The following is a 14,456-nucleotide window of genomic DNA, read 5'->3' on the forward strand; positions in this document are numbered from 1 at the left end:
TCGCTGGCTGCTCATTTGATAGGATAAAAAAATTGAAGGAGGAGACACCGGTTATGGAGCATAAAGAAATCGCAAAAGAACTGTTGTCCAGGATCGGCGGCAGCGAAAACGTCATCGATATCAGCCACTGTACGACAAGGCTGCGTTTCAATGTCAAAGATGATACAAAAATAGATATTGCCTCTATCGAAAAGCTGGAGCACGTGCAGGGGACTTTTTTTAGGTACGGCTTATTTCAAATCATTTTCGGAGCGGGCACCGTTAATAAAATCTACAAAGAAATGCTTCAATTATGTGAACCGGCTCCTATAGAGAAGGAAATAAAACCTCAATCTCGAATGAATCGTTTTACGAGATTTGCAAAAACGTTGTCTGATATATTCGTCCCGATCATTCCGGCAATGGTCGCAAGCGGGCTGATCAAGGGGCTGATCGGGGTCCTCAAGGAATTTGGACTAAGCGCAGCGGACGTCCCGGCTATGAAAATGCTCGATATTTTTTCGAGTTCCGCATTTATCATTCTCCCCGTGCTGCTTGGATTCAGCGCGGCGAAGCAGTTTGGTGCGAATCCGTATCTGGGGGCGGTCATCGGCGGTATTCTCACCCACCCGGATTTGCTCGATCCTTCATTGCTCGGCAGCAAAGCACTGCCATCCGTTGATGTTTTCGGGCTTGAAGTGCCATTGATCGGATATCAGGAGACGGTCATCCCGATTCTGTTGTCCGTTTATATCATGAGCTGCATTGAAAAGCTGCTGAAAAAAATCGTTCCCCGCTCTTTGGATTTGCTTGTCATTCCATTTGTAACGGTGATGATTACAGGGTTTGCCGCACTGTTTATCATGGGGCCTGTTTCTTTATTCATCGGCCGTTTGATGAGTGAAAGCCTGGGCTTTGTTTATCAATATGCGGGACCGGTTGCCGGCCTGTTATTTGGCGGACTTTACTCATTGATCGTCCTGAGCGGCCTGCATCACAGCTTTTATGTGATCGAAGCCTCGCTGCTTGCAGATCCCGAATACGGCGTCAACTTTTTGCTTCCGATCTGGTCGATGGCCAACGTCGCTCAAGGGGGAGCCGGGCTTGCCGCATTTATTAAAACGAAAAACGCCGATATCAAAAAGATTGCGATACCCGCCTCACTTACCGCCTTTCTCGGAATCGTCGAACCCGTGATGTTCGGCGTCAATTTAAAATATCTCAGGCCGTTTATCGGTGCAGCGATCGGCGGCGCGCTTGGCGGTGCATATGTGACCTTCGTCCACGTCGCCGCCAATTCATACGGGCTGACCGGCATTCCGATGATTTCGATCATTTTGCCGCTCGGAACCGCCAATCTTGTTCATTACTTGATCGGTTTTGCGATTGCCGCGGTTTCTGCGTTCGTTGCGACGCTGTGTCTTGGCTTGAAAGAGGAAAAAGAATAATTCCGTTTTCATTACCAAAACAGGGATGAAAGGAAGGCAGCTATGAAAATCAAGAAAATCTTAAATAACAACGCGCTGGTAGTGAAAGACCGTGATGAAGAAAAAATCGTGCTGGGGTCCGGAATCGCCTTTCAGAAAAAGAAAAATGATGTCGTGGACAGGTCTAAAATCGAAAAAATCTTTGTCAAGAAAGATTCAACAGAGTACCGCCAGTTTAAGAATATATTAAAAACGCTTCCGGAGGATCACATTCAGATTGCAGAGGACATCATCTCTCATGCGGAAAAGGAGCTGGGGATTAAAATCCACGAACGGATCCATGTTGCTTTCTCAGACCACCTGTCGTTTGCGATTGAACGCCTCAGCAAAGGAATGGTCATCAAAAATCCGCTTCTTCATGAAGTCAAAGTCCTATATACGAAAGAATTCCAAATCGGACGCTGGGCGAAAGCGCTCATTAAAGAGAAGCTTCACATCGACATTCCCGAGGATGAAGTCGCAAACATCGCTTTACATATACATACCGCCAAAACAAACGCCGGGGATATGACCAAAACGCTCGACCTTACGACAATGATCAGGGATATCATCAGAATCATCGAAAACAGATTGAACATCACGATCAAAGACGAAACGATTTCATATGAAAGGCTTGTCACGCATCTCCGCTTTGCGATTCAGCACGTCGAAGCGGGTGAGACCTTTTATGAACTTGATGCTGACATGATGGACCTGATTAAAAAGAGGTTCAGACAAGCCTTTTTGTGCGCGCGCGAAATCGGGGAATTCGTCAAAAAAGAGTACGGGTTTGAATTTCCGGAAAAGGAATTATGCTATATTTCAATGCATATTCAAAGGTTTTACCAGCGGTCGGTTTAACCTTATGAGAAAACACCGGCAGTCTGAGCCGGTGTTTTTTATTGGACGAGCATGCCTTTAGCGACTGCATCGGCTTTCTCTTTGCCCTTTAACAATTCAGCCAGCTTTAAGGCAAACGGGATCGTTGTCGCAGGCCCGCGGGAGGTAATGATATTCCCGTCTATCACGACGTTTTCATCTGTGACGATGTCCGCTCCTGTAAGCTCCTTCTCAACGCCGGGGTAGCAGGTTGCTTTTTTGCCGCTGACAAGCCCCGTTTTTCCAAGCGTCATCGTCGCGGCGCAAATGGCGGCAACGTATGTTCCGGATGCTGCGGCTTCTTTTAAAGTCTCATGCAGGGCATCATGCTCAAGCATTTTTTTGCTTCCCACGTTTCCACCCGGCAGAATCAGCATGTCCGCTGCACGAAAGTCGGCGTCGTCAAACATTTTGTCGGCTTCAACGACGATGCCGTGTCCGCCTTGGACGCTTCGTTCTGGATCGAGGGAGACGGTGACGGTTTCCACTTCCGCCCTCCGTAAAATATCAATCGTTGCAATCGCTTCGATTTCTTCAAATCCGTCAATTAAAAAGACATATGCTTTTGTCATGGAATCGACCTCCTTACTCTCCATTCTAACGGCCAAAAAGTTTTTCTGGCAAATCATTCGTAGACAAAACGAGACGCGGGTCTCATTTTGTTTCTTTTTTCGCCCGTCTCTTTGAGAGCCATCTGCGGCGGAGCGGCTTTTTTTATGTTGGCACGATTTTTGCTTAATAAAAAGTGAGCGATAAAAGATAGGGAGGTTTTGCATAATGGAAGCGGCATTGACAAAGGAAAAAGCGGAATGGATGTACAAAAAAATGCTCGAAATCCGCAAATTTGAAGACAAGGTGCATGAGCTGTTCGCCCAGGGAATATTGCCGGGATTTGTCCACCTTTATGCTGGGGAAGAAGCGGTGGCGGTCGGCGTCTGCGCCCATTTAAACGACAAAGACAGCATCACGAGCACGCACCGCGGTCACGGGCATTGCATCGCAAAAGGGTGCGACATCAAAGGAATGATGGCTGAGATCTACGGAAAAGCGACAGGGCTTTGCAAGGGCAAGGGAGGATCGATGCACATCGCAGACTTTGACAAAGGAATGCTCGGCGCAAACGGGATTGTCGGCGGCGGTTTTCCGTTGGCCTGCGGGGCTGCTCTTACAGCCAAATATAAAGGCGAGAAAAATGTAAGCGTTTGCTTCTTTGGTGACGGCGCAAACAATCAAGGCACTTTCCACGAAGGGATCAATCTCGCTGCCATCTGGAAGCTGCCCGTTATCTTCGTTGCCGAAAATAACGGCTACGGCGAAGCGACGCCGTTTTCCTACGCGTCGAGCTGCAAAGCGATCGCCGACCGTGCCGCGGGCTACGGAATTCCAGGCGTACAAGTGGATGGAAAAGACGTGATGGCCGTCTATCAAGCGGCCGAAGAGGCGGTAAAACGGGCGAAGAACGGCGAAGGCCCGACGTTAATCGAATGCATCACATATCGCAATTACGGTCATTTTGAAGGGGATGCCCAGCGCTACAAGACGAGCGAAGAAAAACTGGAGCATCAAGAAGAAAAAGATGCGATCTCCATTTTCAGACGCGAATTGCTGGCAAGTCAGAAGCTGACTGAAGAGGAGCTTGACCGGATTGAAACATCTGTCGCAAAAGCGGTAGAGGAAGCGGTCGAGTTCAGCGAAAAAAGCCCGTATCCTGATCAGGCCGAACTGCTGACAGACGTGTATGTTTCCTATTAATCGATTCAAAGGGGGAATTGAAAAATGGCGAGAGTATTAAGCGTGTCAGGCGCGCTCAATGAAGCGATCAAACTGGCGATGAGAAAAGACGCCGATGTTATTTTAATGGGGGAAGACGTCGCCGGCGGAGCGAACGTCGACCACCTGCAGGATGATGAAGCGTGGGGCGGCGTGCTTGGCGTGACAAAGGGGCTCGTTCAGGAATTCGGAAGGGAACGGGTTCTCGATACGCCGATCAGTGAAGCTGGGTATATCGGCGCTGCAATGGCTGCCGCTTCAACGGGTCTCAGGCCGATCGCCGAATTGATGTTCAATGATTTTATCGGCACCTGTTTGGACCAGGTGCTGAACCAAGGTGCGAAGTTCCGCTATATGTTCGGCGGAAAAGCGGAGGTGCCGATAACGATCAGAACAACGCACGGGGCTGGCTTCAGAGCGGCTGCCCAGCATTCGCAAAGCCTGTATGCCCTTTTTACAAGCATTCCGGGGCTGAAGGTGGTCGTACCTTCTGCTCCTTATGATGCCAAAGGCTTGCTGCTTGCGGCGATTGAAGATCAAGATCCCGTCATCTTCTTTGAAGACAAAACATTATACAACATGACCGGTGATGTCCCTGAAGGTTATTACACGCTTCCGATCGGCAAGGCAGACGTGAAGCGGGAAGGTTCTGACGTGACGATCTTCGCCGTCGGCAAACAGGTCAACACGGCTTTAGAAGCAGCAGAACAGCTTGCGGCCCGGGGAATCGAGGCGGAAGTCCTTGATCCGCGCAGCTTGTCGCCGCTTGATGAAGAGGCGATTCTGGCTTCAGTAGAAAAAACAAACCGGCTCGTGATCGTTGATGAAGCGAATCCGAGGTGCGGCATCGCCGCGGATATCGCCTCCCTGGTCGCAGATAAGGGATTTGATTTGCTGGACGCCCCGATCAAAAAGGTGACGGCGCCGCACACACCTGTCCCGTTTTCGCCGCCGCTTGAAGACATCTATCTGCCGACGCCTGACAAGGTAATGAACACCGTTTTGGAGCTTGTTGGAGAGACATCGTCTCAAGGCGTGTGACATTAAGAAAGGAGAGAGAAAACATGGCCGTCGAAGTTGTCATGCCAAAGCTTGGAATGTCAATGAAAGAAGGGATCGTGTCCGCCTGGAATAAAAAAGCCGGGGAAGCCGTTGAAAAAGGAGAAAGCATCGCTAGCATCAACTCTGAAAAGATCGAAATGGACATCGAGTCGCCGGCAAAAGGGACCGTTTTAGAAATTAAAGTGCCTGAAGGAGAAGGTGTGCCGCCGGGAACCGTCATCTGCTGTATCGGCGATGAAAGCGAACAGGCCCCAAAAGAAAAGGAACCGAAACCGGCGGGAGAACGCCTGAAAATTTCTCCAGCCGCCCGTAAAATCTCTGAAGGCGCAAACGTGGACATTCATTCGATACAGGGCACTGGACCGGGCGGAAGGATTACGAAGGCTGATGTTTTAAAGGCGCTTCCTGAAGCGCCGAAAACACAGCCGGCCAAAAAGGATCAGCAGCCTGTAAACACGATGAGGAAGACGATCGCCGCAAGGATGACAGAAAGCCTGCAAAACAGCGCACAGCTTACCATCACGATGAAAGCCGATGTAACCAAACTGACCGCCCTGCAGCATCAGCTTAATGAAACGGCCAAAACAAAATATGATACAAAGCTGACGCTGACCGATTTTGCCGCAAGGGCGGCGACGCTTTCGCTATTGGAGCACCCTGAGATGAACAGCTCATATCAAGACGAAAGGCTTTCGGTTTATGAACACGTCCATTTAGGAATTGCGGCCGCATTGGACGGCGGTTTGGCGGTTCCCGTCATCCGCCATGCCGAGCGCCTGCCGTTAATTGAACTGGCAAAAAAAATAAAATGGTACGCTGAAAAAGCACGCGAAGGCCGGCTTCTTCACGATGAGATTGAAGGTTCAACTTTTACGATCACAAACCTGGGCGCGTACGGAGTCGAGCATTTCACGCCGATCTTGAATCCGCCTGAGGCGGGGATCCTCGGAATCGGCCGGATGTACGAAGCGCCCGTTTACAAGGAAGGGGAATTGTGCAAAAGCGATATCCTTCCGCTGAGCCTGACGTTTGATCATCGGGCGCTCGACGGGGCGCCGGCCGCGGCGTTTCTGACAACCGTAAAAACGTATTTGGAAAACCCTGCATCGATTCTTTTATAGAAAGAAGGTGAAAACATGACACTCGCCATAATCGGAGGAGGACCGGGAGGATATGTGGCGGCGATTACGGCCGCCCGCCTCGGCAGGGAAGTCATATTGATTGACCGCGGGCCATTGGGAGGAACGTGTCTGAACGAAGGCTGCATCCCGACAAAAGCGCTGCTTGAAAGCGCGGATGTGTATGAAAAAATCAAGGCGGCCAATGAGTTCGGCATTGATCTGCCGCAAGAAGGAGCCGTCATTCGATGGCAGGGCGTTCAGAAGCGAAAAACGGCGATCGTCCAAAAGCTTTTAGGAGGCATCACCTATTTAATGAACAAAAACAGGATCAAGGTGCTGAACGGAAAAGCGTCTTTTCTCTCCGAACGCGACATCCTTGTGGAAGGAGAAGGGCAGAGGGAGGTCGTCAAAGCTGATCAAGCGATCATCGCCTCGGGTTCTGAATCGGCGGAGCTGCCGTTCGCCCCTTTTGACGGGAAGTGGATCATCCATAGCAGCGATGCCATGGCGCTTCCGTCCATTCCCGACACGATTTTCATCATCGGAGGAGGCATCATCGGCTGCGAATTTGCGAGCATTTTCAGCAGAATGGGCGCTAAAGTCGTCATCGCTGAGAAAGCCGGGCAGATTCTGCCTGAAGAGGACCCTGACATCGCCGCATTTTTGCGCAGCAAGCTTGAACAATCCGGAGTCGACGTCATGACATCCGTATCTGTTGAACGGCTTGATCACATTCAGAAGAAAGCTTTTTTGAACAATGGAGTAGAAATCGGTGCGGACGTTTGTTTAATCGCGATTGGCCGGAAGCCGAGGGTGTCGGATTTAAACCTTGATCATATCGGAATTCAATATGACAGCAGGGGCATTTACGTTAATCAGCATATGCAAACGAACCTTCCGCATATCTATGCCTGCGGGGATGTGACGGGCGGCGTACAGCTTGCACACGCTGCCTTTCACGAAGGGAAAATCGCCGCTTCCCACGCTTCAGGCAAAGACGTGCAGGCAAGCGGCGAGATCATCCCGCGCTGCATCTATACTTCACCTGAAATCGCCGGCGTCGGGCTGAATGAAAAGAAAGCAAGGGAACGATATGGCGATATTCGGGTGGGAGAGTTTTCGTTTTCCGCAAATGGGAAAGCGCTTATCTTACACGAACCTGTCGGCAAGGTGAAAATCATCACGGAGCCGGAATATAACGAGATCGTCGGCGTATCCATCATCGGGCCGAATGCCACCGAACTGATCGGGCAGGCATCCATTATGATGCATGCCGAGATGACGGCTGACGCAATGGAGAATTTGATCGCCGCACATCCGACTCTTTCAGAAACGATTCACGAAGCATTACTGCAAACCACGGGGCAGGCCGTCCATTGCTGATGCATCTAAAAAAGCAATGTTGAAAGCGCTTTTATAATTCTCTATAATGAGAAAAAAGCCTTTAGGAGAGGATGGAATGAATCCGACGCCCTGCTATTTAAATACGTGGAAGCGCTTCATTCAGGAGGGGCTGCTTGACAGGTCCCGCCTGAACAAAAGAGTCATGGAATCATGGTACCGCTGTAAAAATGCAAATGTGAATCCGTATTTAGATAAAGGACGGTCGATATTGCAAAAGGATTTGTTCAACGCTCAAAAACAGAAGCATTCCGAATTTTTTGAGGCCGCCCTGCCTTATTTGAAAAAGATCAGCCTTGAATTGGAAGAATCGGAAATGATGGCTCTTCTCATCGATGCGGACGGCTATGTGCTAAGCTTGGCGGGAAGCAAAAGAACGCTTGAAGAAGCAAGAAAAATCAATTTTGTCGAAGGGGTGTGCTGGACAGAAACGGAAGTCGGTACAAACGCAATCGGTACGGCGCTTGAAATCGGCGAGGCCGTCTCGATTAACGGAACAGAGCATTACTCCGTCGCCTCCCATCAATGGAGCTGTTCAGCCGCCCCGATCCGGCATGAGGACGGAACGACCTTAGGCATCATTGACATTTCCTGTCTCGCTGACAGGCGGCACCCTTTTATGCTCGGCATGGCAGCGACCGCGGCCCATGCCATTGAACGCGAAATCAATGTCCGCTCAAAACGAAAAGAAGTGGAACTCGTCAACCGTTGTCTTGAGATCATCGATGCTGATGAACCGTTTATCGTCTGCAATGATAAAAAAGCGATCGTTTCGGCAAGCAAGCCGGTGCGCGAACGTTTTTCAGACTGGCGCGGCATGAATGTCAATGAATTGCTTAGCCGAGGGTGTTACACCCGCTCGGAACAGAAAATTGTCTCAGACATAAACGGAGAGCCGCTCGGAACCTCAATCTCATTGAGAGAAGCCCCGCAAAAAGAACATACCGGAACATTTATATCCTATTTCAGCTATAGAGGAGCCGCAGGTACAAGCGAGGTATTTCAAAAGGCGCTCAACGAAATGAAAATGGCAGCAAATACGGATGCCAACGTATACATATGGGGGGAAACAGGTTCTGGAAAAGAATTGGCGGCAAGGGCGATCCATGAGGGGAGCGCCAGAAGAAACGGCCCTTTTATTGCCGTAAATTGCGGCGCCATTCCCGAAAGCTTAATGGAAAGCGAACTGTTCGGTTATGCGGAAGGCGCGTTTACCGGGGCGAAACGCCGCGGCTCAAAAGGGAAATTTGAGCAGGCTGACAAAGGAACGATCTTCTTGGATGAAATCGGAGAAATCCCCCATGCGATGCAAGTTGCGCTGTTAAGGATCATCGAGGAGCGGAAGGTCACCCCGATCGGCGGCACTCATGAAATTCCTTTGGACATCAGAATCATTTCTGCAACCCATCGCGATATAACCGAGCTTTTACGAAAAGGGAAGATTCGCAAAGATTTGTACTACCGCCTTCATGTCTACCCCGTCAACATTCCGCCGCTGAGGGAACGGAAAGAAGATATTCCCGATTTGTTCACCCATTACAAAAAGAAGCATCAGTGGAATGCCGAATGTCCTGATCATTTTTTTCGGCGGCTTGAAGCATACCATTGGCCTGGAAACATTCGTGAACTTTTCAATGTTTTTGAACGTCTGAGAGTGTTGTTTCCTTCCGGAGGAATGATCTGCGAGGCCGATTATGAACCGGTCCTGAGCGCGCTTGACTGGCAAAGCTCAGAACCGCCTGCCGCAGATCGCTGTTCAAGCGCCCCGCTTACATTCAGGGAGCATATCCAAAAACATATGATGATGGAGGCTTTGCAAAAAACGAAAGGCAATGTGACAAAGGCCGCAAAGCTGGCAGGCATTCCGAGAAGCACGTTCTACAAGCGCCTGCAAAAGTATAATTTATAGCTATCCTCTCGGCGCCCAAAGCATGATGCATACACCCGCTAAACAGATGACAGCCCCGACCCAGTCATAGAGGTCAGGGGTTTTTTTGTCGACCCACCAGCCCCACAGAACGGCAAGAATGATAAACACACCTCCGTAGGCGGCATACACGCGGCCGAATGACGGGAACTTCTGCAACGTTGGGATGATCCCGTAGGCGATTAAAATCAGGCTTCCGCAAATTCCGTACCAAGCCGGCTTGGACTCCCTCAGCCACAGCCAAACAAGATAGCCCCCGCCGATTTCAGCCAAACCCGCGAGCAGAAATAATAGCAGTGCAATCAGCATAAACGAAACACTCCAATTACGATGTCTTACACTGATTGTACAATAATCCCATGGGAAATTTCCCGCTTTCCGTGAAAATAAACAGAACACGATTATAGGAACTGTCTGCCCCAAACCTGTTGGATGCCGATGTAAAGCGTGATATAAGTAACATGTAAACGCTTATAAGGGGGCAATAAAATGAACAAATCGTATTCGATCGTCATAGCCGGAGGAGGAAGCACTTTTACCCCGGGAATCGTTTTGATGCTGCTGGACAATCTTGATGACTTTCCGATCTCCCGCCTGAAGCTTTACGATAATGACGAGGAGCGCCAAAACAAAATCGCAGGCGCCTGTGAAGTGTTGATTAAAGAAAGGGCGCCTCATATTGAATTTTTGGCGACGACTGATCCGAAAGAAGCGTTTTCTGAGGTCGATTTTGTGATGGCTCATATCAGGGTCGGAAAATATGCGATGAGGGAGCTCGACGAAAAAATCCCTCTGAAATACGGAGTTGTCGGCCAGGAAACGTGCGGACCGGGAGGAATCGCCTATGGAATGAGATCCATCGGCGGCGTTCTCGAGCTGATCGATTATATGGAGACCTATTCTCCTGATGCGTGGATGCTCAACTATTCCAATCCGGCTGCCATTGTCGCCGAGGCGACGAGAAGGCTGCGCCCGACTTCAAAAGTGCTGAACATATGCGATATGCCGATCGGCATTGAAGACAGAATGGCCCAAATCCTTGGATTATCTTCCCGGAAAGAAATGGTCGTCCGTTATTACGGCCTCAATCATTTTGGCTGGTGGACGTCAATCTGTGACAAGGCCGGAAACGATCTGATGCCGGCGATCAAGGAACACGTCGGGAAGTTCGGCTACATTCCGAAAAACGAACAAGAACAAGCAGAAGCAAGCTGGAATGATACCTTCAAAAAGGCCCGTGAAGTCTACCAGCTTGATCCGGATACGCTGCCAAACACATATTTGCAATATTATTTCTACCCGGATGATATGGTGAAAAAATCGAATCCCGATTTTACCCGGGCGAACGAAGTCATGGAGGGCAGGGAAAAATTCATTTTCGGCGAATGCGAAAAAATCGTCAGGGCGCAATCGTCTGCAGACAGCCAAATCAAAATTGATGACCATGCTTCATATATCGTCGACCTTGCCCGTGCGCTCGCATATAATACGGGGGAACGGATGCTGTTAATCGTTGAAAACAACGGCACGATCGAAAACTTTGATCCAACGGCGATGGTTGAGGTACCGTGCATCGTCGGCAAAAACGGGCCTGAGCCGATCACGGTCGGCCGGATTCCGCAGTTCCAAAAAGGACTGATGGAGCAGCAGGTATCCGTTGAAAAGCTGGTTGTCGAAGCGTGGATTGAAAAGTCGTATCAAAAACTGTGGCAGGCGCTGACGTTGTCTAAGACGGTTCCAAACGCACGAACGGCAAAGCTCATTTTAGACGACCTGGTTGAAGCAAACAAAGATTACTGGCCGCCGCTGGCAGAGAAAAACCTTCAGCCGTCATAAAGGACGTCGCGTTTTACATGCCAACCGGCAGTTGATTCATTGCTTGGCATAACCCCCATTTTTTCTCGTATTTTATATAATAAAAATAGAGAAAAAATGGGGTGAACATGATGCAATTGGAAGAATTGATGAACAAGCATTATAAAAAACTAAATGAAAATGATTTTCATATTTTGAAATATATTTTGAATCATCAGGATACCTGCTACAAGCTAGGCATAAATGAACTGGCTAAAAAGTGCAATGTATCACGCACTTCTATTTTAAGGCTTTCTCAAAAGCTTGATTTCAGCGGATACAGCGAATTTCGGGTGTTTTTGAAATGGGAGGCGGAGAAGCGGGCGGAAGAGCGGGATGAATGCCGTTCTTTCGAAGGGCTGATGAGGGATATGGAAGCCAGCATGAAATATTTAAAAAATACGGATATGCGGAAGATGTGCAAACTGATTGACGAAGCAGACCGTATTTTTGTGTACGGCTCCGGCACGGCCCAAACTTCCTGCGCTTGTGAGCTGCAGCGCATGTTTATACCCCGGCACAGGTATTTGATGGTCATCAAAGATCAAATCGAATTCGAAATGATGATGTCTGATTTTACCGATCAAGATCTTATCATCATCATTTCGCTGTCCGGGGAAACCCCGTCTCTGATTCCGCAAGCCCAAACGCTCTCTGCCAAAGGGATTCCGTTTATTTCCCTGACCAACCTGAAAAATAATTTACTCGCTCAATTGACGCCGTACAACCTCTATGCGACGAGCCAGCCTGTAACGATTTCTTCTCATACAGAACTGACGGCGTTTGCTCCTTTTTTTCTCGTCGGGGAAGCGTTGTTTCGCAGTTATATCGATTACACTGAAGAAAAGAACCGGACCGAAAAAAATCATGTTTAACAAACAAGGGGGGGTTTACATTGATGCAAAAAGTGCAACGATTCGGCAGCGCCATGTTTGTTCCGGTCTTGTTATTTGCGTTTGCGGGAATCGTCGTGGGACTGAGCACTTTATTTAAAAACGAGCAGCTGATGGGAGCGATCGCCCGGCCTGACACCTTTTGGTATCAATGCTGGTATATCATTGAGGAAGGGGGCTGGACCGTATTTAGGCAGATGCCGCTGTTGTTCGCGGTCGGCATTCCGATCGCACTCGCGAAAAAAGCTCAGGCGCGCGCATGTTTGGAAACGCTTACTACCTATTTGACCTTTAACTACTTTATCAGCGCCATCCTCACCGTTTGGGGCGATTTTTTCGGCGTAGACATGAGCAAGGAAGCCGGGGGAACCAGCGGACTTGCAGAAATTGCAGGCATCAAAACCCTTGACACAAACATCATTGGCGCGATTTTGATTTCTTCTATTGTCGTGTATATCCACAACCGCTACTTTGATAAAAAGCTGCCCGACTTTCTGGGGATTTTTCAAGGTTCTTCATTTGTCGTGATCATCTCGTTTGCCGTCATGCTGCCGGTCGCTTTGGCAACAGCGTACATTTGGCCGATGGTTCAAGGCGGTATTGCATCATTGCAAACGTTTCTCGTGGGGTCGGGCGCATTTGGCGTATGGGTCTACACATTTCTTGAAAGGGTCTTGATTCCGACGGGGCTTCATCATTTCATATACACGCCGTTTGTTTTCGGACCGGCCGTTGTTGAAGGCGGGATTGTCACCTATTGGGCCCAGCACCTCGGGGAGTTTTCAGCCAGTGCGCAGCCGCTGAAGGAGCTGTTTCCGCAGGGCGGGTTTGCGCTTCACGGAAACTCCAAGATCTTCGGAATTCTTGGAATCGCGCTTGCCATTTATGTGACAGCCAAAAAGGAAAAGAAAAAAATCGTAGCCGGCTTGTTGATTCCGATTACCTTGACGGCCATGATAGCCGGGATCACAGAACCGATTGAGTTTACCTTTTTATTCATCTCGCCTTTGCTGTTTTTGGTCCACAGCCTTTTAGCGGCTACAATGGCGACATTGATGTATGCTTGCGGAGTTGTCGGGAATATGGGCGGAGGTTTAATCGAAATCTTGACGCTCAACTGGATACCGCTCTTTCATTCGCATGGCAGCACTTATCTGTTTCAAATATTGATCGGCCTTTCCTTCTCAGTCATTTATTTCTTTGTATTCAGATTCCTGATTTTAAGAATGGACATCGCAACACCGGGGCGGGAAAAAGGTGAACAGCAGGAAACGAAGTTTTATACAAAACAAGATTTCAAGGCGAAGAAGCATTCAGAAAAAGAGGTTTCAGCGGGCAGGGAACACGAAGAAGATCAAGCGGTTCTTTGTATTCGCGCCCTCGGCGGAAAAGATAACATCGCGGAAGTGACGAATTGTGCGACACGTTTGAGGGTCAGCGTCTATGACGAATCAAAAGTGCAGCCGGACAACGAATTTAAAGCGCTGGGCGCCCACGGTGTGGTCAGGAACGGCAAAGCTTTGCAGATCATCATCGGCCTTTCGGTTCCTCAGGTAAGGGAAAGGGTGGAGAAGCTGCTGGACAGCTAAAAAAGAGCATGCTGCCTTTAAACATTTTGAGACAAGGCAGCTTTTTTATATGCCCGGTTTTAAGCATTAAACTTCAGTTTTTCTATATCGCGCTTACTGGCCGCAATTTCCTTTGTCATCTCATTCAGGTTGTGATCGAAAAACGCGGTTCTTTGAAATAATTTATCGAACTTCTTTCCTGTATCAAGCTTAAAAGCGGACAGTTCTGCCTGGGTTTTCTCCTGCGCTTCTTTAAGCGCCCCGAGCATAGTAAAGACCTCGGTTCTAAAGTGATCAAAATGTTTTTGATGTGCCAGGGTTTTCACTTTAAAAGATGTAAATCCTTTTTTAAACGATGTGAGGTCTTTTTTGAGAGTGCTCATTTCGTCTTTAATTAAGATGAGTTCCTTTTTAAAAGGGTGAAGCTCTTCTCTGAATATGGTCCTGATGGTTTGTTCGAGTGCTGCGCTCATGTTTTCGCCTCCTTTCCGCCCTTTCACTATACCATGGATTGAAGTGCTGCAAAGGAGGGGAAA

Annotated in this window: 13 protein-coding genes; 10 read left to right on the forward strand and 3 right to left on the reverse strand. The window is 48.9% G+C overall.

Annotated elements, in window-relative coordinates:
• Positions 1-53: 53 nt before the first annotated feature.
• Both NSQ39_RS04770 and NSQ39_RS04775 read left to right on the forward strand, forming a co-directional pair.
• Positions 54-1,427, forward strand: a complete 1,374-nt coding sequence (locus tag NSQ39_RS04770) for a sucrose-specific PTS transporter subunit IIBC (RefSeq protein WP_216899066.1) — start codon at positions 54-56, stop codon at positions 1,425-1,427.
• 42 nt (positions 1,428-1,469) lie between these two features.
• Complete coding sequence (locus NSQ39_RS04775; protein WP_046131004.1) at positions 1,470-2,306, forward strand: PRD domain-containing protein; 837 nt, start codon at positions 1,470-1,472, stop codon at positions 2,304-2,306.
• 38 nt (positions 2,307-2,344) lie between these two features.
• Here the strand turns inward: NSQ39_RS04775 and NSQ39_RS04780 are convergent, their stop codons facing one another.
• The gene (locus tag NSQ39_RS04780; RefSeq protein WP_175076889.1) at positions 2,345-2,896 is read right to left on the reverse strand and encodes a DJ-1 family glyoxalase III; all 552 of its coding nucleotides are present in this window, start codon (positions 2,894-2,896) and stop codon (positions 2,345-2,347) included.
• Positions 2,897-3,101: 205 nt separating this feature from the next.
• Between NSQ39_RS04780 and NSQ39_RS04785 the strand changes: the two genes are divergently transcribed.
• From NSQ39_RS04785 to NSQ39_RS04805, 5 genes are all read left to right on the forward strand, one after another.
• Complete coding sequence (locus tag NSQ39_RS04785) at positions 3,102-4,076, forward strand: thiamine pyrophosphate-dependent dehydrogenase E1 component subunit alpha (RefSeq protein ID WP_046131002.1); 975 nt, start codon at positions 3,102-3,104, stop codon at positions 4,074-4,076.
• A gap of 24 nt (positions 4,077-4,100) precedes the next feature.
• On the forward strand, positions 4,101-5,135 hold the full coding sequence (locus NSQ39_RS04790) for an alpha-ketoacid dehydrogenase subunit beta (RefSeq protein ID WP_046131001.1): 1,035 nt from the start codon (positions 4,101-4,103) through the stop codon (positions 5,133-5,135).
• Between the two features lie 23 nt (positions 5,136-5,158).
• Positions 5,159-6,277 carry a dihydrolipoamide acetyltransferase family protein gene (locus tag NSQ39_RS04795; protein WP_175076888.1) on the forward strand — a complete coding sequence of 373 codons (1,119 nt, stop codon included), beginning with the start codon at positions 5,159-5,161 and terminating at the stop codon, positions 6,275-6,277.
• 15 nt (positions 6,278-6,292) lie between these two features.
• Positions 6,293-7,660 carry a dihydrolipoyl dehydrogenase gene (lpdA, locus tag NSQ39_RS04800; protein ID WP_216899069.1) on the forward strand — a complete coding sequence of 456 codons (1,368 nt, stop codon included), beginning with the start codon at positions 6,293-6,295 and terminating at the stop codon, positions 7,658-7,660.
• Positions 7,661-7,736: 76 nt separating this feature from the next.
• Positions 7,737-9,587 (forward strand): sigma-54-dependent Fis family transcriptional regulator, encoded by a 1,851-nt coding sequence (locus tag NSQ39_RS04805; protein ID WP_175076887.1) that lies wholly within the window; start codon positions 7,737-7,739, stop codon positions 9,585-9,587.
• On the opposite strand, the gene NSQ39_RS04810 is transcribed toward NSQ39_RS04805, so the two are convergent.
• Entirely contained in the window at positions 9,588-9,914 is a 327-nt protein-coding gene (locus tag NSQ39_RS04810) for a YnfA family protein (RefSeq protein ID WP_046130997.1), read from the reverse strand.
• A 180-nt stretch (positions 9,915-10,094) separates the two neighbouring features.
• Here NSQ39_RS04810 and glvA point away from each other — a divergent pair, with 180 nt between their 5' ends.
• The 3 genes from glvA to NSQ39_RS04825 all read left to right on the forward strand — a co-directional run bounded on the left by glvA (position 10,095) and on the right by NSQ39_RS04825 (position 13,941).
• Complete coding sequence (gene glvA, locus NSQ39_RS04815) at positions 10,095-11,441, forward strand: maltose-6'-phosphate glucosidase (protein WP_046130996.1); 1,347 nt, start codon at positions 10,095-10,097, stop codon at positions 11,439-11,441.
• 110 nt (positions 11,442-11,551) lie between these two features.
• Positions 11,552-12,334 (forward strand): MurR/RpiR family transcriptional regulator, encoded by a 783-nt coding sequence (locus NSQ39_RS04820; RefSeq protein ID WP_046130995.1) that lies wholly within the window; start codon positions 11,552-11,554, stop codon positions 12,332-12,334.
• A gap of 20 nt (positions 12,335-12,354) precedes the next feature.
• Positions 12,355-13,941, forward strand: coding sequence for an alpha-glucoside-specific PTS transporter subunit IIBC (locus NSQ39_RS04825; RefSeq protein WP_175076886.1), 1,587 nt, complete (start codon positions 12,355-12,357; stop codon positions 13,939-13,941).
• Positions 13,942-14,000: 59 nt separating this feature from the next.
• Here the strand turns inward: NSQ39_RS04825 and NSQ39_RS04830 are convergent, their stop codons facing one another.
• A complete protein-coding gene (locus NSQ39_RS04830) occupies positions 14,001-14,393 on the reverse strand; it encodes a hypothetical protein (RefSeq protein WP_175076885.1) in 393 nt (130 codons plus the stop codon).
• Positions 14,394-14,456: the final 63 nt, after the last annotated feature.

This window comes from Bacillus sp. FSL W8-0848 (assembly GCF_038007805.1).
Classification (GTDB): domain Bacteria; phylum Bacillota; class Bacilli; order Bacillales; family Bacillaceae; genus Bacillus; species Bacillus glycinifermentans.